Source organism: Streptomyces sp. MNU76 (assembly GCF_020982545.1).
Classification (GTDB): Bacteria; Actinomycetota; Actinomycetes; order Streptomycetales; family Streptomycetaceae; genus Streptomyces.
The window spans coordinates 140,006-164,981 of record NZ_JAJKLK010000022.1 but is presented as its reverse complement, the minus strand read 5'-3'; the positions used below and the strand labels follow the sequence as shown (position 1 = coordinate 164,981).

Genomic DNA, 24,976 nt, shown 5'->3' with positions numbered 1-24,976 from the left:
GGCGGCCCCCCGCCGTTGGGGCTCGTGTTCGACGCCAAGGCCCCGCGCATGTCCCGTGAAGGGGGCGTGAAGGAGCGTAACGGGGGCATCACGGGCCGGTTCTCCCTTGGGTACAGGGGAGCGACCGGCCCCATGTGCGAGCACGCCGCAGTGATAGAAAGAGCCGTCTGAGAACAGTCTGAGAAGCGATACCACGCGGTCACACGGGTGGCTCGAAAGCAGCGAACAGGGGGAAAGCGCTGATGGTTCAGCCGCCCGATCAGCCGCCGCAGGGCGGTTACGGAGTACCGCAGAATCCACCACCGCCGTCGCAGCCGCAACAACCGCAACAGCCGTACGGCTACCCGCAGACGCCCCCGCCGCAGGGCCCACCCGCACCGGGACCCGGCTACGGCTACCCGCCCCAGCAGCCGCCCGCGCAGCCGGGCCCGTACACCCAGCCCGGTCCGTACGGCCAGCCGCAGCAGCCCGGCCCGTACGCGCAGCCCGGCCCGTACAACCCGGCCTCGCAGGCCGGTTACGGCTACCCGCAGTCGCAGTACGCGGGCGCGCCCACACCCCCGCCGGTCGGTGGCGGCGGCGGTGGCTCGAAGAACCCCTTCAAGGGCCGGCCCGCGATGGTCGTCGGTGCCGCCGTGGCCGCACTGCTCGTGGTCGGCGGCGCCGTGTTCGCCGTGACGAAGATCGGGGACGACGGCGAGAAGAAGCCGGTCGCCAAGGAGAGCACAGGCCCTTCCGAGGACGACAAGCCCTCGGACGCGCCCTCCGCGCCCGTCAACCAGGGCGACGGCCGCGGCGACGGCGGCGAGGACCTCGACATCTCCGACCTCAACGCGGACCGCGAGGACGGCGAGGCGAAGGTGCTCTGGTACAAGAGCGCTCCCGACGCCCCCGGTTCCGGCGCGAGCGCCCCCGGCCTGTGGGTCACCGACAAGGTCGCCGTGAAGCCCGCGTACAAGCAGCTGTTCGCCTACAACGTGGGCGACGGCGACCCGGCCTGGGACCCGATCGAGTTCCCTGGCAAGATCTGCGCGGTCACGCCGCAGAAGACCTCCGACGACCGGGCCGTGGTCGCGTACCAGAAGAGCACCGCGAAGAACGCCGACTGCGACCAGCTCCAGCAGATCGACCTGAACACCGGCGACAAGGGCTGGTCGGCCCAGCTGGAGAAGGGCGACCTGTTCGACAGCGCCCACAGTGTCTCCCTGGCCGTCGCCGGTGACACGCTCGTCGTCGGCCGCTCGCAGTCCGGGACGGCGTATGACATCGACACCGGCAAGAAGCTGTTCGACAAGAAGTCCTACGGCCAGTCCTGTTACCCGTCCGGGTTCGCGGGCGGCGCGCGGCTGGTCGTCGTCTCCTCCTGCGCGGTGACCACGGACAAGGAGCACGACGAGGTCCAGGAGCTCGATCCGCGCACCGGCACGGCCAAGTGGACGCGGAAGATCCCCAAGGGCTGGAAGGTCGAGAACGCGTACTCCGTGGACCCGCTCGTCCTCTACCTCACCAACGAGGAAGAGAACACCTGGAACATCTCCACCTTCAAGGCCGACGGATCGACCCGTTCGCAGGTCGACTCCGACGCCTCGTTCGCCCCCGACTGCGACGGCGGGATCCTCAGCGGGGACCTCGCCGGCTGCACCGGTGTCGCGAGCGACGCGAACACGCTCTACCTGCCGATCGAGGAGAAGGACGGCACGAACGAGATCGTCGCGCTGAACCTGGCCACCGGCAAGGAGAAGTGGCGCGTCAAGTCGCCCTCCGCCGACGCGGTGATGGAACCGCTGCGCACCGAGGGCGGGAAGCTGGTCGCGTACGTCGAGCCGTCGTCGGACGCGGGCGGCCGGATCGTGTCGCTCCCGACCACGGGCGGCACCCCCAAGGCCACCACGCTGCTGCGGATGCCGGCGAGCGCCGCGGCGATCGAGGGCTCCTTCTACGCGAAGGCCGTCGACTACGTGGACGGGCGCTTCTACATCTCCTCGACCCTCCTGAGTGGTGCCGACGAAGCGAAGGAGAAGTTGATGCTGGCCTACGGCAAGTGACAGCCCCGCTCGTCCTCCACCCGACCACCGAGATCCGCTCCGAGGTATCCACGTCATGACGCAGCCGCCGCCCCCGCCGAACCAGCCCCGGGCCCGCCCCCGAACCAGCCCCGGGCCAGTCCTGTCCAAGGACCAGCCGCCCGCCCAGCCAGCCGGCCCAGCAGCCGCCGGCGCAGCCCCGGCCCCGGGTGAGCAGCCCCGCAGAGCGCCCGCCGCAGGGCGGTTTCGGCGCGCCCACCCCGCCGCCGTGGCGGCTTCGGCGCCCGACGCCCCGCCGCAGGGCCCGCCCGCGCAGGCCCGGGCTACGGCTACCCGCAGACGCCCCCGCCGCAGCAGCCCGGCTACGGCTACCCGGGCCAGCCCGGTCAGCCGGGTCAGCCGGGTCAGCCGGGTGCCTACGGTCACCCGCAGCCCGGCCCTTACGGCCAGCCCGCGCCCGGCCCCTACGGGCAGCAGCCGTACGGCTACCAGCCGCAGACCATGCCGATGCAGCCGCAGGTGGGGTACGCCCCGGGCGGCCCGGGCGCTCCCGGCGGCAAGAAGAAGGTGAACTCCGCGGCGATCATCATCACCGCGGCGGTCGCGGCCATCGCGCTCATCGTCGGCGGCGGCGTCTACATCGCCACATCCAAGGGCGACGACGACAACGGCAAGAAGGACACCGCCAGTTCGGAGGGCACCTCCGGCGGCAAGGACGACACCAAGGGCGACGACGACGGCGGTGCCTCCTCCGGCGGTTCGTCGTCCGGTGGCGTGGAGATCCCGACCACGGCGCAGGAGAAGGCACCGTCCAGCCCCGGCGCGAAGATCCTCTTCCAGGTGCCGGCGCACGAGGTCAAGGAAAAGCTCCAGATCGACAGCGTCAAGGGCTCCTGGCTGACGAAGACCACGTACGCCAAGTCCGCGCTCAACAAGATCGTCGGCTACCAACCGGACAGCGGCAAGACCAAGTGGACGCTGGACCTGGCCGGTCAGACCTGCGCGGGCTCCCGTGAGATCACCACCGAGGGCATCGCCGTCGTGGTGACCGAGTCGGCCAAGCGCAAGAACAACGACGACCGCCAGCCCTGCACCGAGATCACCGCGTTCAACGTCGAGACCGGCAAGGAGGTGTGGACCAAGAGCGCCGACCTCAGCGGCAGCAAGGTGCCGTTCGGCGAGGTCACCATCTCCGGTACGACGGTCGCCGCGGCCGGCGGCTACTCCGGTGGCGCCGCGTTCGACGTCAACTCCGGCAAGGTGCTGTGGTCGCCGAAGGCCGGCGAGTGCACCGACGAGGGCTACGCGGGCGGCGCCCAGCTGATCGCGGTCCGCAAGTGCGGCGACTACGGCAGCGAGACCTTCGAGATCCAGCTCCTCGACCCCAGGTCGGGCAGCGTCAAGTGGACGTACAAGGTGCCCTCCGGCATCCAGCGCGCCAAGGTCATCTCCACCAACCCGGTCGTCTTCGGCGTGGTGACCGGCAGCGACGTCCCGCTGACCGGCACGACCGACATCTTCTCCCTGGACGACAAGGGCAAGCTGCGCGCCAAGATCTCCATCCCGGACGAGAAGTACGACTACGAGTGCCCGGTCCGCGGTGTCTGGGCCTGCAAGGGCATCTACGTCGGCAACGACAAGGTGTACATGCCGACCAAGAGCCACGACGGCACCGGCGCCTACAGCTCCACCAACGAGATCGTCTCCTTCTCGCTGGCGACGGGGAAGTCCACCGGTGACCGCGTGGACGCGGGCGACGACCACGAGCTGTTCCCGATCCGGATGGACGGGCCGAACATCATCGCCTACAAGGACGGCCCCTACGACAAGGGCGCCCAGATCGTCTCCATCGACGGCAAGACGCTGAAGCAGACCAAGCTCCTGGAGACCCCGGCCTCCGAGTCGGTGCTCCGCGCGATCAGCGCCATGACGCCGACGATGAGCGAGATGCTCTACACCGACGGACGCTGGTTCATCGGCTCGGAACTCGTCAGCAAGCCGTACTCGGACGACGAGAAGGAGTACACGGCGCTCGGCTTCGGGGCGAAGTAACCCCACGCGCCCCCTCGGCCTCGTTCCGCGGCCCCGCCCCAGCTCAGGGGCGGGGCCGTGGACGTATCCCTCATCACGCTCGAATAGGAGGGAATTTCGGTAATCCGGGGCACTTCTCTCCCGTAGGGGGAGCGCAACGTCGAACAAGCGTGTAGCTTCCGGGGGCATGAAGAGCGGGCGTCGACCAGCGCGTCGACGGGAAGTCGGGGGGCTTCTGTCCGCGAGGTCCGGTGGGCGGCCATAGTGGGCAACCATCTGGGGGACTGTGGGGGACTGGGGGTGGGGTGGCTCGATGGGAGTGCGGCTCATGGTGGTCGACGACCACCGACTGCTGGCCGAGGCGCTGGCCTCGGCCTTGAAGCTGCGGGGACACCGGGTGCTCGCGGCGGCGGCGCCCGCGGCGGGCGCGGCGGAACTGGTGATCACCAGGGCACCGGAGGTGTGCCTGCTCGGCACGGCGACACCGGCCGAGCCGGGGATGTTCGACCCGGTGGTGAAGATCAAGCGGGAACGCCCGCAGGTGGCGGTACTGGTCCTCGGCCCGGTGCCCAACCCGCGCGGCATCGCGGCGGCGTTCGCCGCGGGAGCGTCCGGCTACGTCCGCCACGACGAACGCATCGAGGGCGTCGAGCGGGCCATCATGAAGGCCAGGGCGGGTGAGGCGGCGGTGGCGCCGCAGCTGCTGCAGAGCGCGTTCGGCGAGCTGCTGAACCCCGCCGCCCAGCCGGACGACGAGGGTCAGCGGCTCTTGCAGATGCTGACCCCGAGGGAGGTCGAGGTCCTGGTCCGCGTCGCCGACGGCGAGGACACCCGCCTGATCGCGGCGGGCATGGGCATCGCCCCGTCGACGGCCCGCACCCACGTGCAACGGGTCCTGATGAAGCTGGGGGTGGGCTCCCGCCTGGAGGCGGCGGCACTGGCGGCCCGGACGGGGTTGCTGGACCGGGCGGGACCGGTGCGGCAGGGGCCGGGGCGGCGGGGTAGAGGGCCGCTGCCGCGTGGCCCGGTGTCCGGCTACTTCTTGGCCTGTCCGCACAGAGCGTGGTCGATGAGGTCGGTGATGCCCTGGATCTGCCGTGCGGCGGTCTCCTGGTCGCCCGGCCGGCTGTGGACGGCGACGGTGACGGAGGTACGGCCGTCGGCCGTCGTCCCGGGCCACGTCAAGGACCCGAAGTTGCTGCCGCTGTGGCCCCAGTAGCCGCCGCCGCACGTCAACGGCGTCCACGCCAGCCCGAGTCCGTAGCGCGACCCCGGCACCTCGCCGGGCACGTCCGGCACGGCGACGGTACGGCGCATCTCGGCGAGCTGGGCGGGGGCGAGGAGCCTGCCGCCGAGCAGCGCGGAGAAGAACCGGTTGGTGTCGGCGGCCGTACTGATGATCGACCCGTCGGCGTCCCCGTCGAAGGGGAGGTAGGCGAGGGTGGTGTCGGTCATCGGGGCGTCGTCCCCCGGCTCGAACTGCTGGTAGTTACGGGCGTGGGGGCGGGGGAGCGTCGGATCGTCGCCCGGCGCGTAGGTGCGCGTGAGCCGCAGCGGCCGCAGGATCCGCTCGCGCACCTCCTCCTCCCACCCCCTCCCGGTGACCGCCTCGATCACCATTCCGGCGAGGATGTAGTTGGTGTTGCTGTACTCCCAGCGGGCGCCGGGCTCGAAGACGGGCGGGTGGGTCATGGCGAAGGCGACGCGCTGCCGCGAGGTGTACGTGGTCGACCGGTGCTTCAGATACCCGGCGGCGCTCAGCTCGGGCACGACGTCGGCGATGTAGTCGGGCAGCCCGCTGGTGTGCTGCAGCAGCTGCCGCACGCTGATCAGGTCGCCGTCGTTCCCGTTGCCCTTCACCACCCCGGGCAGCCACCGCTCCACCCGGTCCTCCAGCGACAGCCGCCCCTCCCCGACGAGCTGCAGGAGGACGGTCGCGACGTAGGCCTTGGTGGTGCTGCCGATACGGATGTACCCGGCGGGGGGTACGGGCGCGCCGGTACGGAGATCCCCGACCCCACTACGGGCGCCCGTGACCCCGGGGCCCGTCCAGCCGCACAGCGACCCCGGTCACGCCGCTGTCGCGCAGGGCGTCGGCGTCGCGTTGGAGGGGGTCCCCTGTGGCCTGCGCACTGGCCGGGGTGAGGGTGGTGAGTAGGGCGAGAGCCAGGGCGACGAGAACGGTCGGGGTGGTACGGGGGGAGGCGGTCATGAGGACACGGTAAAAACGGGTGCCCCCTACCAGCCATCCGGCGAGCCCCCGCGTGTCGCCGGGGCTTACCTCACTTGTCGTACGAAACCCGCCGTCCTTTATGTGGCGGAGGAGCCCGGCGAGGGGTGGGGGCGGTGTGGAGGTGGGTGGCGGGGGTGTCGGATTCGCGCAGACCGAGCAAGTGGGTGGATATGGCAGCCAGTTCGATACAGGTATTGCCTTCGCCGCCTCCGGAGAACGAGGACCTTTGCCAGCGCGGCGCGTGATTCATGCAGCTCACAGCTCCTTCATCAGGCGGTGGATGAAGTCCCGTGACGCAACGGGATCCAACGACGCGCACTCCACCTTACGGAAGAGTGTTCGGAGCTGTTTCAGCTGTGCTTCCGCATCGATGAACAGGGTGCCCGTGGGCGAGTCGCGCAGCACTGTGTCCAGTTGGGGCACCGGGCCACTCAGATGCATCATCGAGGCGGCGGCACCGGCAAAGCCGTCTTGGTCGAGGGGGATGACACGCACCGCCGCGTGCCCCTGCTCGATCTCGTCCAGGATGCGGCGGAGTTGGACGACCGAGGTCTGCCGGTCAGCCACTCGGACCCGAAGCGCGATTTCGTGGACGATCGTCTCGTACGGCAGCGGATGCTCGCCCTCGATGACCGCGCGTCGGCGCATCCGGTGTTCCACCCGGGGAGACAGCTCGCTCTCGGGTAGTTCCGGACGTGTGTAACTGAAGACCGCTCGTGCGTAGTCGGCGGTTTGGAGCAGCCCGGGCACGTAGGTGATAGCGACCTCCCGCAGGAACGTCGCATGGTGCTCCGCTTCCGCCACGTCCAGGTTCACCTGGGGCAGGACGCCTCGCCGGCTGATCCTCACCGCGCACGGCCTGACCGCGCTCCTCGACCCCGCCGAACTCCTCGCCACGGAACTGATCGCCAACGCCGTGCTCCACACCAAGGGTCCGGCGGCCCTGCGCGTCCGCTGGTCGGGCAACGCCCTGTGGATCGGAGCCGGGGACGCCGACCCCGAACCGCCGGAACCCACATGCCGCTTGGCCACGCCCCACACGGAGACCGGACGGGGCCTCGCCCTCGTACGCGCGTGCACGGACATCTGGGGCTGGCAGCCGTCCTCCCGGTTCGGCCACCCAGGCAAATACGTGTGGTGCGAACTGATGACCGCGTAGCTCGTTGAGCATCCCGACAGAAAGGAGATCCGATGGTCAGCTCGCCCCACGAGGCGCTGCATCGCATCTTTCAGAAGGACCCCTCGCTGCTCACCCGCACCCTGCAACGGGTGTTGCACGTGCCCTTCCCGGAGCCGCGCGAGTTCGCCGCCATGAATGTCGACCTCACGGAGATCGAACCGGTCGAGCGGCGCGTGGACACGCTGTTACGGGCGGAGACCGACGAGGGGACGTATCTCCTGGTCGTCGAGTCCCAGGGTAAGAAGGACGAGGCCAAGCAGCGCAGTTGGCCGTACTACCTCAGCTACCTGTATGCGAAGTACCACTGCGACCCGGTGTTGATCGTGATCACCCAGAGCCGTGCCACGGCGCGCTGGGCGGCGCAGCCCATCCATCTCGGAGTGCGTGGACGTCCCTCTCTGACGGTACGGCCGCTCGTGCTGGGCCCGGACAACGTACCGGTCATCGCGGACGAGCGGGCGGCAGAGCGGGACGTATCTCTCGCGGTGCTCTCGGCGATGACGCATGGCAAGGGCCCCAAGGCTGCCGCCATACTGGAATCCCTGGTGGCCGCCCTGCATACCATCGACGCGGAGAGCGCCGCGGTCTTCGTGCAGTTCGTCGACTCGTGCCTGAAGGACCCCGAGGCACAGCAGATCTGGAGGGACCTCATGACGGATACGCAGTACTTCTGGCGACACCCACTCGCTGAGCAGACGCGTGAGGAAGGCAGGGAGGAAGGCCGGATCCAGGCCCAGATCGAGATGATCTTCAAGACCCTCGAATGGCGCGGCATCCCGGTGTCGGACCAGGTCCGCGAACGAGTCACCGACTGTCCTGACCGGGCCCAGCTCATGATCTGGGCGGAACGAGCCCTTCGGGTGACCGCCGCCGAGGATCTGTTCCGCTGATCGGGTAGTGCGTACGGGGGTCGAGCGCCTGTGCTGGGCAGCGGCCCCTTGCCCCTGCCCTGCACAGTCGGAAGGGCTACTCCGGGCGTTCGCGGAACTCGTCGAGTCGGGCTTGGTGGATGACCGGGCGAGGAAGGCGCGGAAGGAACTCATGATGCCGGTGAACTACTTCTTCAAGAACCCGGTCGCGGTGAAGCTGCGGGAGGAGGGCCGGGTCGAGGAGCGGATCGCCAGCGTCCTGCGCACGCTCGACCGGCGGCACATCGACGTACCTGACTCCGTCCGACAGCGCGTACGCAACTGCACCGACCCCGACCTCCTCCAGATCTGGGTGGACCGCGCCTACGACGTCACCGACGCCGCCGAGTTGTTCCACGACGACCAAGCCTGACCCGGCCGGCGTCTTCGCTCACTGGTGCGTCCTGGACGTGGGCGCATCAGCGGCAGTGTCCGCCGCCGCGGTCTTCGAGGCGGCGGCGCCATCCTCGGGCTGAGTGAGGCCTTCGACGGCCCCCGGCGCGAGACGTGTCGTCAGAGACCCGTCGGTGACACCCGCGACACCCGCCAGGCACGTGGCCGCGGACGCGGACGCGCATCGGTGGACGGGTCCGTCATCACCCTTGTACCAGGACGTCAGCCAGAAGACGTAGCGGCCTTTCGGCAGGTCGTCGACGACGTCGGTCAGGTCTGATCCTGGGTTTCGCGTGACCGTTCGACGCTGTCGGCCGGGGAGCGGGCGTGGTGCCCGGCCGGTTCGGCGCGCACCCGACGCCGCCTCGCGGACTTCGAACCGTCCCACGATTCATTGCAGCGGATCCCCTGAACATCCGCCGATCCCCCCGGCGTTGACCCTCGCCGCGCGCCATGGCTTCCTTCGCGCCCTCCTCGGTGCCCCGACCTGTGGGCTTTGACAGGTTCGCGATCTGTGCTCCATCATCAAATCACTAGTCGACTAGTGAATTGGTGGTGAAGGGGTTGGAGTTCCGCATCGACAGGCGGAGCGGGGTCGCCGCCTATCAGCAGATCGTTCAGCAGACCAAGCAGGCGCTGCGGCTCGGCGTACTCGGGCCCGGCGACCAGTTGCCCACGGCCAAGTCGGTGGCGCAGACCTCCGCGGTCAACCCCAACACCACGCTCAAGGCGTACCGCGAACTGGAGCGGGAGGGGCTGGTCGAAGCGCGGCCGGGGCTGGGCACGTTCGTGAGTCAGTCGCTGGCCCGTCCGCAGGCGCCGGTGGATTCGCTGCTGCGCGGCGAGCTGGAGAGCTGGATGGACCGGGCCCGCGAGGCGGGTCTTGAGCAGGACGACGTGACCGCTCTGGTGACGTCGGTGATGGAGGAGCGGTACGCCGGGACCGGGCCTGCCGCCGAGCACGAGGGACCGACGGGCCCAGTGGGACCGGCAGGAACCACAACACCAGCAGGAACCACAGCATCCGCAGGAACCACAGGAACCACGGGGACAAGGGGACACGCATGACGAGTTACGAGACGGGCTACGGGGGGCCGGCGGACACGTCCGCGATAGAAGCACGCGGGGTGGGCCGGAAGTACCGCCGGGGCTGGGCGCTGCGGGACTGCTCCTTCCGGCTGCCGGCCGGGCGGATCTGCGGTCTGGTCGGTCCCAACGGGGCCGGCAAGACCACGCTGATGGCCATCGCCGCCAACCTGCTGGAGCCGACCACCGGCACCCTGCGCGTCTTCGGCGCGGTCCCGGAGTCCGCGGAGGCCACCCGGCGTACCGCGTTCCTCGCCCAGGAGAAGCCCCTGTTCCGGCGCTTCACCGTCGCCGAGACCCTGCGGATGGGGCGAGAGCTGAACCCCGGCTGGGACCAGCGGGCCGCCGAGGACATCGTCCGCGCGGGCAATGTGCCCCTCGACGCGAAGATCGGCACGCTCTCCGGCGGCCAGCGCACCCGGGTGGCCTTCGCCGTCTCCTTCGGCAAGCGCCCCGACCTGCTGCTCCTCGACGAGCCGATGTCCGACCTCGACCCGCTGGTGCGCCATGAGCTGATGGGCACCCTGCTGGCCGAGGCCGCCGAGCGCGGCACCACCGTGCTGATGTCCACCCACATGCTCGCCGAGCTGGAGAACACCTGCGACTACCTGCTGGTCATCGCGGGCGGCCGGTTGCGTCTGGCCGGTGAGGTCGACGAGCTGCGCACCTCCCACGCCGTGCTGACCGGGGTCCACTCCGACGGGCGGACGCCCCCGGAGCTGGCGTACCACACCGTGGTCGAGACCCGCACCAGCGGACGGCAGTTCACCTCACTGATACGCCCCGACGGGCCGCTCACCGGCGGCCCCTGGGAGGCGAGCACCCCGAACCTGGAGGAGCTCCTGCTCGCCTATCTGCGCTCGCCCGAGGCCCCGCCGCTGATCAGTCCCAGTTCCTACGTCGCCCCGCAGGTGGTGGCGGCATGAGCGCGATGACCGGCACCGGCAGCGCCTCCTACGACCCCGCCGCCGCAGAAGCCGGCCGTGGCCGTGGCCGTGGCCGTGACCGCGGCCGCGGCCTCCGGCTCAGCGGCATGAACTGGCTCGTCTGGCGTCAGCACCGCGCCGCCTACTGGACGCTGCTGGCCGCCGCCGCGGTCACCGTCGCGGTGCTCGTCCACCAACGCCAGCAGATGATCACGTACCTCGACGGGTACGGCTATCCCCACCTCACGTCCGGCTGGGAGGACAAGTTCGACCAGCAGCCGCTCAACGCGGCCGCTGGTCTGCTCGGGCTCCTGCCCGTCGTGATCGGCGTGCTCCTCGGTCCGCCCCTGCTCGCCGGCGACCTGGAGAGCGGCACCGCCAAGCTGGTCAACGCGCAGTCCGTGAGCCGCGTCCGTTGGCTCGTCACCAAGCTCGGTATGACCGCGCTCGTGGTCGTGGTGTGCGCCACGGCGGTCTCCGCCGCGTTCACCTGGTGGTGGTCGCCGGTGAAGTCGACGTCCTACGTCCTGACCTGGGCCGAAGCCGGCGGGTTCGACAACAGCGGACCCGTGCCCGTGGCGCTCACCCTGCTCACCGTCTTCGGTGGTGTGGCGATCGGCATGCTGCTGCGCCGGACCCTGCTGGCCATGGTCGTCACCCTGGGCTTCGCCGTCGCGCTGCAGGTGGTGTGGTCGTACGTCCGGACGTCCCTCGGGAACGTCGTCACGGTCACCAGCCACAACGGTGTGGGTGAGAACACCCAGCCGAGCCTGCCCGACAACGCCTACGTCCTGGACGAGGCCTACCTCACGGCCTCCGGCGACCTCATCGGCTGGGGCAGCTGCGCCGAGGCCACGGAGAAGGCCCGCGAAGCCTGCCTGGACAAGGCACAGGTCGTCGGCTGGTCGGTCGACTACATCCCGTTCTCCCAGATGGCGTCCATGCAGTGGCTCGGTGCCTCGATCCTGCTGGCCCTGACCGCCGGCATCGCGGCGTTCGTCATCCTCTGGGGTCGCAAGCGCCTCGTCTGACCGTCCGGCCAGGCGCCTCGTCCGACCCGAATCCTCCCGGAAGCACGCAGTCTTCCGCCCCCACGCGGTCTTCCGCCCTCCCACGCGGCCGAGCGGCCACAGCGTCGCTCGGCCGCGCCCTCATGCTGCCCCGAGCCGGCGAGCACATCGCCATGAACCATGTCGAAAGGCCCAAGTTGACGTCCCGCAAGCGCAGGAAACGAATGGTCACCACCGTCCCGTCGGCGGCCGCCCTGGCGGCGGCGCTCGGCGCCGGGCTGCTGGTGAGCACGTCCGACAGTGCCGAGGCCGCCCGGCCGGGGGCCCCGGCCGGCGCCCCCGCGAGGACCGTCACCCTCGTCACCGGCGACAGAGTGACCCTCGACGCCGAGGGCAAGGTCACCGGCGTGGTGGCCGCCGAGGGCCGCGAGGGGATGGCCTTCCGCGTCCAGCAGGCCGAGGGCCACGCGTACGTCCTGCCGCGCGACGCCGAACCGCTGATCGCGAACGGGACCGCCGACCGGCGGCTGTTCGACGTGACGCGGCTGGTGAGTTCGCGTTACGACGACGCCCGCCGCTCCGACCTGCCGCTGATCGTCACCTACGACAAGGGCACGTCCCTGTCGGCGAGCACGTTCCGCAGCGCGGGTGCGACCGTCCGGCGGGATCTGCCGAGCATCAACGGTGACGCCGTACGCGCCCGTAAGTCCGAGGGCTCCGCGCTGTGGGAGACCCTCACCAGCGCGACCGGTTCCGCGAAGGTCAGGAAGATCTGGCTGGACGGGAAGGTGAAGGCGACCCTGGACAGGAGCGTGCCGCAGATCGGCGCGCCCGCGGCGCACACGGCGGGATACGACGGCAAGGGCGTCGAGGTCGCCGTCCTCGACACCGGCATCGACGCCGGCCACCCGGACCTCAAGGACCGTATCGACGCGGTGAAGAACTTCTCCGCGGCCGCGGACACCGTCGACCGCGCGGGTCACGGCACCCATGTGGCCTCGACGATCGCGGGCTCCGGGGCCGCGTCCCCCACGGGCGCGAAGTACGCGGGCGTCGCGCCCGGCGCCCGGCTCCTGGTCGGCAAGGTGCTCGACGACTCCGGCGAGGGCGACGACTCCGGCGTCATCGCGGGCATGCAGTGGGCCGTGGCACAGGGCGCCAAGGTCGTCAACATGAGCCTGGGCGGCACCGACACCCCCGGTATCGACCCCGTCGAGCAGGCCGTCAACGACCTGTCGGCCAGTTCCGGCGCCCTGTTCGTCATAGCCGCCGGTAACGAGGGCCCGGGGGAGGGCACCATCGGCTCCCCCGGCAGCGCGGCCGCCGCGCTCACCGTCGGCGCGGTCGACCGCCGGGACGCCATCGCCGAGTTCTCCAGCCGAGGTCCCACGGCCGACGGCTTCCTCAAGCCCGATGTCACCGCGCCGGGCGTGGACATCGTCGCCGCCAAGGCCGCCGAAGGCGACATGGGCGACCCCGCCGCCGACGGCTATGTCTCCATGAGCGGTACGTCGATGGCGACCCCGCACGTGGCGGGCGCCGCGGCGATCCTGGCGCAGGAACACCCGGACTGGACCGGCCCGCAGATCAAGGCCGCCCTCACCGCCTCCGCGAAGCCGACCGACGCCACCTCCGCGTACACACAGGGCACCGGCCGGGTGGACGTCGCCAGAGCCATCACCCAGCAGCTCACCAGCAGTCCGACCGCGCTGGGCTTCGGGACCCAGGCGTACCCCCACACCGACGACCAGCCGATCACCAAGGACGTCACCTACCGCAACGCGGGCATCGAGCCGGTCACCCTCGACCTGGCCACCGAGGCCTACGGCAACGACGGAGAACCGGCCGCCGAGGGCCTGTTCACCGTCTCGCCGCAGCGGCTCACCGTCCCGGCGGGCGGTGAGGCGACCGCCACCGTGACCACCGACACCCGCGTGGGAACGGCCGAAGGCAGCTTCGGCGGCTCGCTGACCGCCACCACCGCCGACGGCACGACGACCGCGCGCACCTCCCTGGGCGTGGTCCGCGAGGTCGAGTCGTACGACCTGACCATCAAGCACCTCGACCTCAAGGGCAAGGCCCTCGGCGACGCCTCGACGAGTATCTACGGCCTGGACAACGACATCTGGACGGATGCCTCCGACGAGAAGGACGGCGAGGTCACCATCCGTCTGCCGAAGGGGCGTTACGCCCTGGAAGGCGTGCTCCGCACCGTCAGCACCGGAGGGTCCGTGCTGCTGCACCCGAAGTTCGCGCTGACCAAGGACACGACCCTGGTCATGGACGCCCGGAAGACGAAGCCCGTCAGGATCACCGTGCCGGACGGCGCGGCCAAGCCCGCGGGCGCGATGTTCTTCCTCCACGTCGACGTCAACGACAAGCCGTACACCTCCGTGTACGACGTCCCCTCCTTCGGCAGCATCCGCGTCGGACAGCTCGGCGCCCCGGCCCCGGCCGCCGAGGTGTCCGCGATGTACCACGGCATCTGGACCCACAAGGCCGTCAACTACCGGCTGGCCTGGAACCGTACGGGTGACCTGTCCGGCTTCACCAAGAACGTGAAGCGCGCCCAGCTCACCAAGGTCAAGGTCGTCGTCGGTACGCCCGTCAAGGGCAGGACCACGACCATCAACGCCGCACCGCTGATGTACGGCGGCTTCTACAACCCGCACTCGACCGAGGGCCGTCTGCCGCTGACCGGCACCGACTACGTGCTGCCCAACGGAATCAAGTGGTTCTACCAGGCCTCCCAGTACGGCGCCCCCGACGCCGAGGGCGAGCCGACGTGGGAGAGCACGCAGGCATCCATCCCCCGGACCTACGTGGCGGGCAAGATCCACACCCAGCGGTTCAACGTCGGCGTCTTCGGTCCGTCCCTCCCCTCGGGCCCCCTCTCGGCCGTGCTCGACCGGCCCGAAGCGGTACGCGTCGGCGACACCTTCTCGGCGTACGTCCCGCTGTTCTCCGACGGCGCCGGCAACCTGGGGACCTCCGACCACACCAAGGCCAGGAGCTCGCTCCACGCCGACGGCAAGAAGATCTTCGCCGTGAACGCCCCGCTCGACGGCGACGCGTACACGGTCCCCGCGGGCAAGCGCACCTACAGGCTCGCCGTGGACGTCTCCCGCGACCCGGCACGGTTCGCGGTCAGTACCCGGACGACCGCCACCTGGACCTTCGCCTCGGCCCACGTCTCCGGCGACACCCCCGAGCGGCTCCCGCTGACCGTCGTCCGCTACACGCCCAGCCTGTCGACGGCCAGTACCGCCAAGGCCGGTACGACCCTCACCGTGCCCTTCAGCCTCCAGGGCGCGGCCACCAAGGCCGCCACGCTGCGCAAGCTGGCCTTCACCGTCTCCTACGACGACGGCAGGACCTGGAAGAAGGCCCCCGCCGTGAACGGCAAGCTGCTCAAGCTGCGCAGCCCCGCCGAGCCCGGCCCCGTCTCCCTCCGCGTCGCCCTCACCGACGCCGACGGCAACACCCTGACCCAGACCATCCACCGCGCCTACCGCACCACCCAGTAGACGACAACGACGCGGTCGGCCCCCGCCGGGCAACGGCGGGGGCCGACTACGTCGCGCCAGGATCGGCGGCGAAGCACGATAGTCGGGATCTGGTGATCTTTGTTTGTTTGTGATGGTGACGAACGTCGGAACCTGTGCTTTGATGTGTTTGGTTCTGTTTGATGGGTGGGATGGGGAGTCCGGCGTGAAGAAGACCTCGACCCGGCTGGCCGACGGTCGTGAGCTGATCTACTACGACCTGCGCGACGACACCGTGCGCGACGCGGTGGACAAGCGGCCCCTGGAGCGCACCGTCACCACCTCGGAGGTACGCCGGGACCCGCTGCTCGGCGACTCCGTCGCGATCGCCTCGCACCGCCAGGGCCGCACCTACCACCCCCCGGCGAACGAGTGCCCGCTCTGCCCCTCCGAGGGCGACCGCCTCAGCGAGATACCGGACTCCTCGTACGACGCCGTCGTGTTCGAGAACCGCTTCCCCTCGCTCGCCGGTGACTCCGGCCGCTGCGAGGTCGTCTGCTTCACCTCGGACCACAACGCGTCCTTCGCCGACCTGACCGAGGAGCAGGCCCGCCTCGTCCTGGAGGCCTGGACCGACCGCACCGCCGAGCTGTCCCACCTCCCCTCCGTCGAGCAGGTGTTCTGCTTCGAGAACCGCGGTGCCGAGATCGGCGTGACCCTGGGGCACCCCCACGGGCAGATCTACGCGTACCCCTTCACCACCCCCCGCACCGCGCTGATGCTGCGCTCCCTCGCGGCCCACAAGGACGCCACCGGCGGCGAGAACCTCTTCGACGCCGTCCTGGAGCGGGAGCTCGCCGACGAGCGGATCGTGCTCCAGACCGAGCACTGGGTCGCCTTCGTGCCGTACGCGGCGCACTGGCCGTACGAGGTGCACCTCTACCCGCGCCACCGGGTGCCGGACCTCCTCGGCCTCGACGAGGGCGCGCGCTCAGAATTCCCCAAGGTTTATCTGGAACTCTTGAGGCGCTTCGACCGGATCTTCGGCGAGGGTGAGCCTCCGACCCCGTACATCGCGGCCTGGCACCAGGCACCGTTCGGCACGCTGGAGGAGTTCGAGGGCGTCCAGCGCGAGGACTTCGCGCTCCACCTCGAGCTTTTCACCATCCGCCGCACCACCGGCAAGCTGAAGTTTCTCGCGGGTTCCGAATCCGGCATGAACGTGTTCATCAACGACGTGCCGCCGGAGCGCGCGGCCGAGCGACTGCGAGAGGTAGCGAGTTCATGAGTGGGCAGCAGGACGGGCAGCAGGGCGGGAAGCACCGCGGCAAGTACCTGGTCACCGGTGGCGCGGGGTACGTCGGCAGCGTGGTCGCCCAGCATCTGCTGGAGGCGGGCCACGAGGTCGTCGTCCTCGACAACCTCTCGACCGGCTTCCGCGAGGGCGTCCCCGCCGACGCGTCCTTCGTCGAGGGGGACATCCGCGACGCCGGCAAGTGGCTCGACGGCTCCTTCGACGCCGTCCTGCACTTCGCCGCGTTCTCGCAGGTCGGCGAGTCCGTCGTGAAGCCCGAGAAGTACTGGGACAACAACGTCGGCGGCACCATGGCCCTGCTCGCCGCGATGCGCGAGGCGGGCGTGCGCAAGCTGGTGTTCTCCTCCACGGCCGCCACCTACGGCGAGCCGGAGACCACCCCCATCGTCGAGTCCGCGCCCACCAGGCCGACCAGCCCGTACGGCGCCTCCAAGCTGGCCGTCGACCACATGATCACCGGCGAGGCCGCCGCCCACGGCCTGGGCGCCGTCTCCCTGCGCTACTTCAACGTGGCCGGCGCGTACGGCACCTGCGGTGAGCGCCACGACCCCGAGTCGCACCTCATCCCACTGGTGCTCCAGGTCGCCCAGGGCAGGCGGGACGCGATCTCCGTCTTCGGCGAGGACTACCCGACCCCCGACGGCACCTGCGTCCGCGACTACATCCACGTCGCCGACCTCGCCGACGCCCACCTGCTGGCGCTGGACGCCGCACAACCGGGCGAGCACCTCATCTGCAACCTGGGCAACGGCAACGGCTTCTCGGTGCGCGAGGTGATCGAGACCGTCCGCCGGGTCACCGGGCACCCGATCCCCGAGGTCGTCGCCCCGCGCCGGGCCGGCGACCCCGCCACCCTGGTCGCCTCCGCCGACACGGCCCGCGAACGGCTCGGCTGGAACCCGTCGCGCGCGGACCTCGCGGAGATTGTGGCGGACGCGTGGGAGTTCACACAGGCGCGCGCCGCCCAGTAGTGCACGCGGGGCGTGTGCCCGGTGGTTCGCGCGGGCGTGGGCGGAGCGGTACGGGTCGCCCACGCGCCGAAGCGGCGCGGGCCCGCCCCCGTTCGCGCCAAGTAGTGTGCCGGCTCGGCCAGTTCATCGGCCGAGCCGGTTCGTCGGTCCAGCAAGGAAAGGTCAGGGTCACGGGATGAGCGAGGCTGTCGTCGTCGCCGGGCGGTTCGAGGAGCTCTACGGGGCGGCGCCGGAGGGAGTGTGGGCCGCGCCGGGCCGGGTGAACCTCATCGGCGAGCACACCGACTACAACGACGGCTTCGTCATGCCCTTCGCCCTCCCGCACACCACCGTCGCGGCCGTCTCCCGGCGCACGGACGGCGTCCTGCGTCTGCACTCCGACGACGTCGAGGCAGGCGTGGTCGAACTCTCCCTCGACGCACTCACCCCGGAGGCCGACCGCGCCTGGACGGCGTACCCGTCCGGTGTGGTCTGGGCCCTGCGCGAGGCGGGCCACACGGCGGTGACCGGAGCGGACGTGCACCTGACGTCCACGGTCCCCACGGGCGCCGGCCTCTCCTCCTCGGCGGCCCTGGAAGTGGTCGTCGCCCTCGCCCTCAACGACCTCTACGACCTGGGCCTCAAGGGCTGGCAGCTGGCCCGCCTGTGCCAGCGCGCGGAGAACGTCTACGTCGGCGCCCCGACCGGGATCATGGACCAGACGGCCTCCGCGTGCTGCGAGAGCGGCCACGCCCTGTTCCTCGACACCCGGGACCTCTCCCAGCGGCAGATTCCCTTCGACCTGGCCGCCGAGGGCATGCAGCTGCTGGTCGTCGACACCCAGGTCAAGCACTCCCACAGCGAGGGCGAGTACGGCAAGCGCCGGGCCGGCTGCGAGAAGGGCGCGGCCCTCCTAGGCGTCGACGCGCTGCGCGACGTCGCCTACGACGAACTGGACGCGGCCCTGGACCGCCTCGGCGACGACGAGGAGGTCCGCCGCCTGGTCCGCCACGTGGTCACCGAGGACCAGCGCGTCGAGCGCGTGGTCTCCCTCCTCACGTCCGGCGAGACCCGCGCGATCGGCCCTGTCCTGGTCGAGGGCCACGCCTCGCTCCGCGACGACTTCCGGATCTCCTGCCCCGAGCTGGACCTCGTCGTCGACACCGCCCTCGCCGCCGGCGCCCTCGGCGCCCGGATGACCGGCGGCGGCTTCGGCGGCTCCGCGATCGTCCTCGTCGACGCGACCGACGCGGACGCGGTCACCAAGGCGGTGGAGGAGGCTTTCGCCGACGCCGGCTTCACGGCCCCGCGCGTCTTCGTGGCGGTCCCGTCGGCCGGAGCGCGCCGCATCTCCTGACCCTCGGTGCCGATCGGCGCCAGGCTCGCGCCGAGTTCAGCCGAGCCTCTTCGTGAGCGTGTACTCCGTGATCCCCGGCGGATAGTCGGGGATCACGCACACGACCTCGTAACCGAGCCGCTTGTAGAACTCCGGCGCCTGGAAGTCCCAGGTCTCCAGACGGCAGGAACGGGCGCCCCGTTCCCGGACGGCGATGTGCTCGGCCTCGGAGAGGATGCGCGAGCCCAGGCCCCGCCCCCGGTGGCGCTCGTCGACCCAGAGATAGGTGACGTGGAGCCAGGTCGTCCAGGTGTGGCCGACCAGACCGCCCGCGAGATCACCGGCCTCGTCCAGGATCCATACGTGGAGCGGGACTTCGCGTTCGCCGGGGGTGCCGCGCAGGTCACGGAGGATCGGCGAAGCGGCCGTATTGGTGCTGCGCAGCCGGGAAAGCAGCAATTGGCTTCGATCCCTGTCGACTTCTGTCTCCATACGAAACATGCGGCACACGATAAACGCGCTGGACAACCAGTTCTGCAAATTACCTTCCGCTCCTGCCCCCCGGCCGTACTCTGATGAACAGCGCCGGTGGGGGCCGGTGCTGATCAGGGGGCGAGACAGTCGGGTACGACGCCCGGAGTGGGGGTAGCGGTCCAGCACGGCGGCGGCCGTGCGGCTGCGACGCCCCGTCCCAGGTGTAAACCGGGGCACGCTCCGCGCGCCGTACTCGCGCCGGTCGTCCCCCGACCAGTGGGGGTTTCAGTGGTTCGCATCCGAGTCCTGGTCGTCGACGACCACCGTATCTTCGCCGAGTCGCTCGCGGCGGCGCTGGCCGCCGAGCCGGACGTCGACGTGTCCGCGGCCGGCAGCGGCCCCGCGGCGCTGCGCTGTCTGGACCGCGCGGCGGCGGAAGGGCGCAAGTTCGACGTGCTGCTGGTCGACGCCGACCTGGGGGGTCATGCCCAGGTCCCCGGCGCGCGGCCGACCGCCGTACCCGCGCCGGACGGCGGCGAGGACGGTCTCGTGGACGGCATATCGCTCGTCGCGGGCGTGCGTTCGGGACAGCCGAGCGTACGGATCGTCGTCCTCGCAGAGAAGGACGATCCGCGCAGGGCCGCGCTGGCCCTCCAGGCGGGCGCGTCCGGCTGGGTCGCCAAGGACTGCTCGCTGTCCCGGCTGCTCACCGTCATCCGGGGCGTGCTGCGCGACGAGACGCATCTGCCGCCCGCGCTGCTCACGGGCGTCCTGCGGGAGTTGACCGCCGCGCGCAAACACCGCACGGAGAGTGAGCGGCTCGTCGAGTCCCTCACCCCGCGTGAGCGTGAAGTGCTCCGGTGCATGGTGGCGGGGCTGGGGCGCAAGGCCGTCGCCGAGCGCCTGTTCCTCTCCCCGCACACCGTCCGCACCCATATGCAGAACGTCCTCGGAAAACTGGGCGTCCACTCCACCCTCGCCGCCGTGGCCCTCGCCCGGCGGGCGGGTGTGGGCCCTGTCGACCTAGCCGGGGATGTTGTCGAACGGGGCGGTCAGCTGGCGTAGGAGGCCTGCCAGTTCACCGCGTTGGGCGCGGGTGAGTTCGGCCAGGATCGCGCGTTCCTGGTCGAGGAGTCCGGCGAGCGCCTGGTCCGCCCGGTCCCGGCCCTCGTCCGTGAGCCGTACGAGCACGCCCCGGCGGTCACTGGGGTCGGGCAGCCGTTCGACCAGGCCCTTCTTCGTCAGCCGGTCGATGCGGTTGGTCATCGTGCCCGACGTCACCAGCGTCTGGGTGAGCAACTGACCCGGCGAGAGCTGGTACGGGTTCCCCGCCCGCCGCAGCGCCGTCAGCACGTCGAACTCCCACGGCTCCAGCTGGTGCTCCGCGAACGCCAGCCGGCGCGCGCGATCCAGGTGCCGGGCCAGTCTGCTCACCCGGCTGAGTACTTCCAGCGGCTCCACGTCGAGGTCGGGGCGCTCCCGGCGCCACGCTGCGACCAGCCGATCGACCTCGTCCTCCATGGCGATCAGTGTAGTGGTTGTGTCGATGTGAAGTCTCTTGAGGTCAAGATGATTAGGTCAAAGTCTCTTGACTTCGAGATATGTGCGGTCGAGAGTGGGGAGTGCCGTCCGGCAGCTGCGTGATGACGAGAGTCACGACGAGGAGGACATCCCCATGCCCGCCACCAGCCCCACCTGGGACCCCCAGCAGTACCTGCGGCACGCCGGCCACCGCGCCCGCGCCTTCGTGGACCTGCTCGCCCACGTCCCCGACCCGCCCGCCGCGCACCCCGCGTCGCCGACCTCGGCTGCGGCCCCGGCAACGTCACCCGCCTCCTCGCCGACCGCTGGCCCACCGCGCGCATCACCGGGTACGACAACTCGCCCGAGATGCTCGACCGGGCCCGGGCCGACCACGAGGGGCCCACCCCGGGCGGCGGAAACATCGACTTCGCCGGGGTGGACGTCCTTGCCTGGTCGCCCCCGGAGCCTTACGACCTGATCGTCAGCAACGCCACGTTCCAGTGGGTTCCCGGGCATCCCGCCCGCTTCCCCGCCTGGGTCGACGCGCTCGCCCCCGGCGGCACCTTCGCCTTCCAGGTCCCCGGGAACTTCGACTCGCCCAGCCACCGCCTCATGCGCGAACTGGCGCACTCCGCCCGCTGGAAGGACCGCCTCGGCGACACCCTCCGCCACCACGACGCGGTCCACGCCCCCGTCGCCTATCACGCCGCCCTCGCCGACCTCGGCTGCGAGGTCGACGCCTGGGAGACGACGTACGTCCACCTCCTCCAGGGCGAGGACCCGGTGCTCGACTGGGTCCAGGGCACGAGCCTGCGTCCGATCCTCACCGAGCTGGGGCCGGACGCGGCGCCCTTCGTCGCCGAGTACCGCACGGCCCTGCGCGAGGCGTATCCGCGCACGGCGCACGGCACCCCGTTCCCGTTCCGCCGCATCTTCGCCGTCGCCCACAAGCCTAAGACGCCCCGATGATCACCGCGGTCGACCACGTCCTGCTGGCGGCACCGCCGGGCACGGAGGACCGGCTGCGGGAGTACTACGTGGGCGTCCTCGGGATGGCGGAGATCCAGAAGCCACCCGCACTCGCCGTACGGGGAGGGTGCTGGTTCGCGGCAGGGGATGTGCTGCTGCATCTGGGGGTGGAGGCGGGATTCCGGCCGCCGCGGAAGGCCCACCCGGGGCTGCGGGTGCGGGGCATCGACGCGTTCGCCGCGCGGCTGGCCGCGCGCGGGGCCGTCGTGATCTGGAACGAGGACCTGCCGGGGTACCGCCGCTTCCACTCCGAGGACCCGGTGGGCAACCGGTTGGAGTTCCTGGAGCCGGGCCGGCCGGGCTGATTGACGGGGCGCGCCCCGTCAGGGGCGCGGGGAACCCTTCCTCGCCCCTGACCCGGCCCCAACTACCCCCGTACTCTTGCGCTGTGGAGGACGAGATCCCGGGTGCCGAGGTCGGCGACGTGCCGCAGTTGCGGCCGCAGTCGCTGGTGCTCTCCTTCTTCGGCAATCACGTGCTGGACCGGGCGGAGAGCGGCCTCGGCGTGTACTCGGGGAGCATCATCGACGTGCTCGGCCGGGTCGGCACGGGCGAGCAGGCCGTGCGGTCCACGCTCACGCGGATGGTCAACCGGGGGCTGCTGAGACGCCAGCGCGAGGGCCGGCGGATGTTCTTCGGCCTCACCCCGCACGCCGAGGACATCCTGCGCGACGGCGGCCGGCGCATCTGGCGCGACGGCGCGGTGAACGAGGACTGGGACGGCACCTGGACCCTCCTCGGCTTCTCCCTCCCCGAGTCCTGGCAACGCCAGCGGCACGACCTGCGCTCCCGGCTCACCTGGTCCGGGTTCGGTGCCCTGTACAGCGGACTGTGGATCGCCCCGGGCCGGGTGGACGTCCGGGAGATCGTCTCGGAACTCGGGCTGGACGCGCACGTGAAGGTGTTCCACGCGCGGGCCGACGCGTTCACCGACGTCGGACTGATGATCCGCGAGAGCTGGGACCTGGAGACCCTCGCCGCGCGGTACGTGGCCTTCGACAAACGGTGGAGCACCGCCGGCGTCGCCGAGGCCGACCCCATCGCCACCCGGCTGCGCCTCGTCGCCGAGTGGCTGCGCGTCATCCGTATCGACCCGCGCCTGCCCGTGCGGCATCTGCCGGCCGAGTGGCCCGCGCGGCAGGCCCAGGACACGTTCCGGCGCATCGCCGAACAGACGGCGGGCCCGGCCGGGCGGATGGCGGCGGACGTTCTGCAAACGACCCCGCTGCGACCCGCGCCGCTCGAAATGCCATAGCCGAAAAACGGATTTCTGTATTCCGTGCCGACCGCCGGTTCCCGGTGCCTCCGGTGCGGGAGTGGCTGATATTGTTCTTTGGCTTTCCTTTGTGATGGATATATTCTCAGTTCACTTTTGTTGTCTCCCGCCGGATGTTCGGGGAAGCGGGAGTTCGTGCTGTGACCAGGGGGATCTGGGCCAGTGGTGATCTGCTGAGCCGCTCGGCGCGTTTGACGGGGTTTGTGACGCGCGCCACATAGGCTTTTTTGTCGTCCGGTCGGGATTTCGTTTCCGCGCCTCTTCTCGTGGATTACCCGATCGGCCGATTTCCGCTGCGCCGAATCATTCATTTCTCGATTGTCGACCACGTATCACGCATACAGCCGTGCCCGCGCGCAGCCCTTGCCCGACCAGCAGGGGTGCGGGCGCGATGCTGCCCGCCCTCGGGCGGTTTCCAGGGGGAAAAACATATGAAGATCGCGTTCCTGATCAACAATGCCTTCGGTATCGGAGGCACCATCCGCTCGACCGCCAACCTGTCCGCCGCGTTCGCCGACCGGCACGAGGTGGAGGTCGTCAGCGTCCACCGCTCCCGCGACGAACCCGCCCTCCCGTTCGACCCGCGCGTCCGTCTGACCTCGCTGATCGACCTGCGGGAAGGCGGCCCCGGATTCGAGGGCGACCACCCTCTCACCCGGCGGCCCGGCACGATGTTCCCGTACACGGGGGCCACCGGGAACCTGCCCTACACCGGCCTGCAGGACGAACGCATCGGCGGCTTCCTCGCCGACACCCAGGCCGACGTCGTCATCGCCACCCGCCCCGACCTCAACGGCTACCTCGCCCGCGACGGCCGGCGCGGCTACCTTCGGATCGGCCAGGAACACCTCAGCCTCGACCAGTACCGGGAACCGCTGCGCGGCGACCAGAACCGGGCGATCGGCGGACTCGACGCCTTCGTCACCGTCTCCGAGGCCGACGCCGCCCAGTACCGCGCCGCCCTGCCCGACGTCGGCACCACCATCGTCTGCGTCCCCAACGGCGTCCGGGCCCCCGCCGTGGAGCGGTCCACCCTGGACTCCCGGGTCATCGTCGCCGCAGGCCGGCTCATCCCCATCAAGCGGTACGACCGACTGGTGAACGCCTTCGCCAAGGTCGCCGCCGACCACCCCGGCTGGACCCTGCGGATCTACGGACGCGGCCCGCAGAAGGAGAACCTGCGCGAGCTGATCGACCGCCTCGGGCTGCACGACCGGGTGTTCCTCATGGGAGCGGTCTCCCCGATCGAGACCGAATGGGCCAAGGGCGCCGTCGCCGCCGTCTCCTCCGACATGGAGTCCTTCGGCATGACCATCGTCGAGGCCATGCACTGCGGCGTCCCGGTCGTCGCCACGGACTGCCCGCACGGCCCCGGCGAGATCATCACCCACGGCCAGGACGGCCTCCTCGTCCCGCTCGACGGGGACGTCGACGCCTACGCCGACGCGCTGAACCGCGTCGTCACCGACGAGGCCCTGCGCGAACGACTCGGCAAGGAGGCCCTCGTCAAGGCCGAGACCTACGCCCCCGCCGCCGTCGCCCAGCGCTACGAAACCCTCTTCGAGGAACTGACCAGGTCCCGGCGGCGCGGATGGGACGGCGCCGCCCGGCTGAAACGGCTCGCCGCCCGCGCCGTCCGGCCCCGCCCACGAAGGCCGCCCCGCCGCCGAGGCTGACGGGAGCGCTCCACGCCCACGCCCGCCGTACACGCCCGCGCCCTGGCCGACGGCGGCCTCACCGTCCTCCTCGACCCGGCCGAGCTGCCTTCCGGGCCCCTCGACTTCATCGCCCGGCTG

At 70.7% G+C, this 24,976-nt stretch carries 21 protein-coding genes and 3 pseudogenes; 18 read left to right on the top strand and 6 right to left on the bottom strand.

Annotated features, from left to right (window positions below; translation table 11 throughout):
* Positions 1-242 precede the first annotated feature (242 nt).
* The 3 genes and pseudogenes from E4N62_RS35755 to E4N62_RS35745 form a co-directional block, all read left to right on the top strand.
* A complete protein-coding gene (locus E4N62_RS35755) occupies positions 243-2,045 on the top strand; it encodes a PQQ-binding-like beta-propeller repeat protein (protein ID WP_230221202.1) in 1,803 nt (600 codons plus the stop codon).
* Between the two features lie 486 nt (positions 2,046-2,531).
* Positions 2,532-4,076 (top strand): PQQ-binding-like beta-propeller repeat protein, encoded by a 1,545-nt coding sequence (locus E4N62_RS35750; protein ID WP_230221200.1) that lies wholly within the window; start codon positions 2,532-2,534, stop codon positions 4,074-4,076.
* A 292-nt stretch (positions 4,077-4,368) separates the two neighbouring features.
* Positions 4,369-5,046: pseudogene (locus E4N62_RS35745) on the top strand (LuxR C-terminal-related transcriptional regulator); the annotation flags it as partial.
* A 44-nt stretch (positions 5,047-5,090) separates the two neighbouring features.
* Here the strand turns inward: E4N62_RS35745 and E4N62_RS35740 are convergent.
* From E4N62_RS35740 to E4N62_RS35725, 4 genes and pseudogenes are all read right to left on the bottom strand, one after another.
* Entirely contained in the window at positions 5,091-6,116 is a 1,026-nt protein-coding gene (locus E4N62_RS35740; RefSeq protein WP_268270228.1) for a serine hydrolase domain-containing protein, read from the bottom strand.
* Positions 6,076-6,267 carry a hypothetical protein gene (locus E4N62_RS35735; protein ID WP_230221198.1) on the bottom strand — a complete coding sequence of 64 codons (192 nt, stop codon included), beginning with the start codon at positions 6,265-6,267 and terminating at the stop codon, positions 6,076-6,078. The genes E4N62_RS35740 and E4N62_RS35735 overlap by 41 nt, the downstream gene beginning before the upstream one ends.
* 70 nt (positions 6,268-6,337) lie before the next feature.
* Complete coding sequence (locus E4N62_RS35730) at positions 6,338-6,538, bottom strand: DUF397 domain-containing protein (RefSeq protein WP_230221196.1); 201 nt, start codon at positions 6,536-6,538, stop codon at positions 6,338-6,340.
* A gap of 5 nt (positions 6,539-6,543) precedes the next feature.
* Positions 6,544-7,122 (bottom strand): annotated as a pseudogene (locus E4N62_RS35725) (DUF5753 domain-containing protein); the annotation flags it as partial.
* Between E4N62_RS35725 and E4N62_RS48910 the strand changes: the two are divergent.
* The 10 genes from E4N62_RS48910 to galK all read left to right on the top strand — a co-directional run bounded on the left by E4N62_RS48910 (position 7,043) and on the right by galK (position 18,898).
* Positions 7,043-7,447 carry an ATP-binding protein gene (locus E4N62_RS48910; RefSeq protein ID WP_308186092.1) on the top strand — a complete coding sequence of 135 codons (405 nt, stop codon included), beginning with the start codon at positions 7,043-7,045 and terminating at the stop codon, positions 7,445-7,447. The pseudogene E4N62_RS35725 and the gene E4N62_RS48910 sit on opposite strands and share 80 nt — an antisense overlap.
* A 32-nt stretch (positions 7,448-7,479) precedes the next feature.
* A complete protein-coding gene (locus tag E4N62_RS35720; RefSeq protein ID WP_230221192.1) occupies positions 7,480-8,358 on the top strand; it encodes a hypothetical protein in 879 nt (292 codons plus the stop codon).
* A gap of 151 nt (positions 8,359-8,509) precedes the next feature.
* Positions 8,510-8,749 carry a DUF4351 domain-containing protein gene (locus E4N62_RS35715; protein ID WP_230221190.1) on the top strand — a complete coding sequence of 80 codons (240 nt, stop codon included), beginning with the start codon at positions 8,510-8,512 and terminating at the stop codon, positions 8,747-8,749.
* Positions 8,750-9,324: 575 nt separating this feature from the next.
* Positions 9,325-9,837: a GntR family transcriptional regulator gene (locus E4N62_RS35710; protein WP_230221188.1), complete on the top strand. Its 513-nt coding sequence runs from the start codon at positions 9,325-9,327 to the stop codon at positions 9,835-9,837.
* On the top strand, positions 9,834-10,781 hold the full coding sequence (locus tag E4N62_RS35705; protein WP_230221185.1) for an ABC transporter ATP-binding protein: 948 nt from the start codon (positions 9,834-9,836) through the stop codon (positions 10,779-10,781). The genes E4N62_RS35710 and E4N62_RS35705 overlap by 4 nt, the downstream gene beginning before the upstream one ends.
* Positions 10,778-11,812, top strand: coding sequence for an ABC transporter permease subunit (locus E4N62_RS35700; RefSeq protein ID WP_230221183.1), 1,035 nt, complete (start codon positions 10,778-10,780; stop codon positions 11,810-11,812). Before E4N62_RS35705 ends, E4N62_RS35700 begins: the two co-directional genes overlap by 4 nt.
* Positions 11,813-11,934: 122 nt before the next feature.
* Positions 11,935-15,318 carry a S8 family peptidase gene (locus E4N62_RS35695; protein ID WP_230221181.1) on the top strand — a complete coding sequence of 1,128 codons (3,384 nt, stop codon included), beginning with the start codon at positions 11,935-11,937 and terminating at the stop codon, positions 15,316-15,318.
* Positions 15,319-15,502: 184 nt separating this feature from the next.
* Positions 15,503-16,564 (top strand): galactose-1-phosphate uridylyltransferase, encoded by a 1,062-nt coding sequence (gene galT / locus E4N62_RS35690; protein WP_230221179.1) that lies wholly within the window; start codon positions 15,503-15,505, stop codon positions 16,562-16,564.
* On the top strand, positions 16,561-17,562 hold the full coding sequence (gene galE, locus E4N62_RS35685) for a UDP-glucose 4-epimerase GalE (RefSeq protein ID WP_230221177.1): 1,002 nt from the start codon (positions 16,561-16,563) through the stop codon (positions 17,560-17,562). The genes galT and galE overlap by 4 nt, the downstream gene beginning before the upstream one ends.
* 175 nt (positions 17,563-17,737) lie before the next feature.
* Positions 17,738-18,898 carry a galactokinase gene (galK, locus tag E4N62_RS35680; protein ID WP_230221175.1) on the top strand — a complete coding sequence of 387 codons (1,161 nt, stop codon included), beginning with the start codon at positions 17,738-17,740 and terminating at the stop codon, positions 18,896-18,898.
* A 36-nt stretch (positions 18,899-18,934) separates the two neighbouring features.
* Here galK and E4N62_RS35675 read toward each other — a convergent pair whose 3' ends face one another.
* Positions 18,935-19,378, bottom strand: coding sequence for an N-acetyltransferase (locus tag E4N62_RS35675; protein WP_230221173.1), 444 nt, complete (start codon positions 19,376-19,378; stop codon positions 18,935-18,937).
* 261 nt (positions 19,379-19,639) lie between these two features.
* Here E4N62_RS35675 and E4N62_RS35670 point away from each other — a divergent pair, with 261 nt between their 5' ends.
* Complete coding sequence (locus E4N62_RS35670) at positions 19,640-20,416, top strand: response regulator transcription factor (RefSeq protein WP_230221171.1); 777 nt, start codon at positions 19,640-19,642, stop codon at positions 20,414-20,416.
* Here E4N62_RS35670 and E4N62_RS35665 read toward each other — a convergent pair.
* Complete coding sequence (locus E4N62_RS35665) at positions 20,375-20,872, bottom strand: MarR family winged helix-turn-helix transcriptional regulator (protein WP_215455947.1); 498 nt, start codon at positions 20,870-20,872, stop codon at positions 20,375-20,377. The two genes, E4N62_RS35670 and E4N62_RS35665, sit on opposite strands and share 42 nt — an antisense overlap.
* Before the next feature lie 154 nt (positions 20,873-21,026).
* Between E4N62_RS35665 and E4N62_RS35660 the strand changes: the two are divergent.
* The 4 genes and pseudogenes from E4N62_RS35660 to E4N62_RS49790 all read left to right on the top strand — a co-directional run bounded on the left by E4N62_RS35660 (position 21,027) and on the right by E4N62_RS49790 (position 24,856).
* Positions 21,027-21,844, top strand: a pseudogene (locus tag E4N62_RS35660) (trans-aconitate 2-methyltransferase).
* The gene (locus E4N62_RS35655) at positions 21,841-22,209 is read left to right on the top strand and encodes a glyoxalase (protein WP_230221169.1); all 369 of its coding nucleotides are present in this window, start codon (positions 21,841-21,843) and stop codon (positions 22,207-22,209) included. Before E4N62_RS35660 ends, E4N62_RS35655 begins: the two are co-directional and overlap by 4 nt.
* Positions 22,210-22,292: 83 nt before the next feature.
* Positions 22,293-23,159 (top strand): PaaX family transcriptional regulator C-terminal domain-containing protein, encoded by an 867-nt coding sequence (locus E4N62_RS35650; RefSeq protein ID WP_230221167.1) that lies wholly within the window; start codon positions 22,293-22,295, stop codon positions 23,157-23,159.
* A gap of 452 nt (positions 23,160-23,611) precedes the next feature.
* Positions 23,612-24,856, top strand: coding sequence for a glycosyltransferase family 4 protein (locus E4N62_RS49790; protein WP_374117144.1), 1,245 nt, complete (start codon positions 23,612-23,614; stop codon positions 24,854-24,856).
* Positions 24,857-24,976 lie beyond the last annotated feature (120 nt).

Coding starts and splice junctions, on each gene's coding strand:
- E4N62_RS35755 (WP_230221202.1), top strand. CDS start 243: ATGGTTCAGCCGCCCGATCAGCCGCCGCAGGGCGGTTACGGAGTACCG.
- E4N62_RS35750 (WP_230221200.1), top strand. CDS start 2,532: ATGCAGCCGCAGGTGGGGTACGCCCCGGGCGGCCCGGGCGCTCCCGGC.
- E4N62_RS35735 (WP_230221198.1), bottom strand. CDS start 6,267: ATGACCGCCTCCCCCCGTACCACCCCGACCGTTCTCGTCGCCCTGGCT.
- E4N62_RS35730 (WP_230221196.1), bottom strand. CDS start 6,538: ATGAATCACGCGCCGCGCTGGCAAAGGTCCTCGTTCTCCGGAGGCGGC.
- E4N62_RS35720 (WP_230221192.1), top strand. CDS start 7,480: ATGGTCAGCTCGCCCCACGAGGCGCTGCATCGCATCTTTCAGAAGGAC.
- E4N62_RS35715 (WP_230221190.1), top strand. CDS start 8,510: ATGATGCCGGTGAACTACTTCTTCAAGAACCCGGTCGCGGTGAAGCTG.
- E4N62_RS35705 (WP_230221185.1), top strand. CDS start 9,834: ATGACGAGTTACGAGACGGGCTACGGGGGGCCGGCGGACACGTCCGCG.
- E4N62_RS35700 (WP_230221183.1), top strand. CDS start 10,778: ATGAGCGCGATGACCGGCACCGGCAGCGCCTCCTACGACCCCGCCGCC.
- E4N62_RS35695 (WP_230221181.1), top strand. CDS start 11,935: ATGCTGCCCCGAGCCGGCGAGCACATCGCCATGAACCATGTCGAAAGG.
- galE (WP_230221177.1), top strand. CDS start 16,561: ATGAGTGGGCAGCAGGACGGGCAGCAGGGCGGGAAGCACCGCGGCAAG.
- galK (WP_230221175.1), top strand. CDS start 17,738: ATGAGCGAGGCTGTCGTCGTCGCCGGGCGGTTCGAGGAGCTCTACGGG.
- E4N62_RS35675 (WP_230221173.1), bottom strand. CDS start 19,378: ATGTTTCGTATGGAGACAGAAGTCGACAGGGATCGAAGCCAATTGCTG.
- E4N62_RS35665 (WP_215455947.1), bottom strand. CDS start 20,872: ATGGAGGACGAGGTCGATCGGCTGGTCGCAGCGTGGCGCCGGGAGCGC.
- E4N62_RS35655 (WP_230221169.1), top strand. CDS start 21,841: ATGATCACCGCGGTCGACCACGTCCTGCTGGCGGCACCGCCGGGCACG.
- E4N62_RS49790 (WP_374117144.1), top strand. CDS start 23,612: ATGAAGATCGCGTTCCTGATCAACAATGCCTTCGGTATCGGAGGCACC.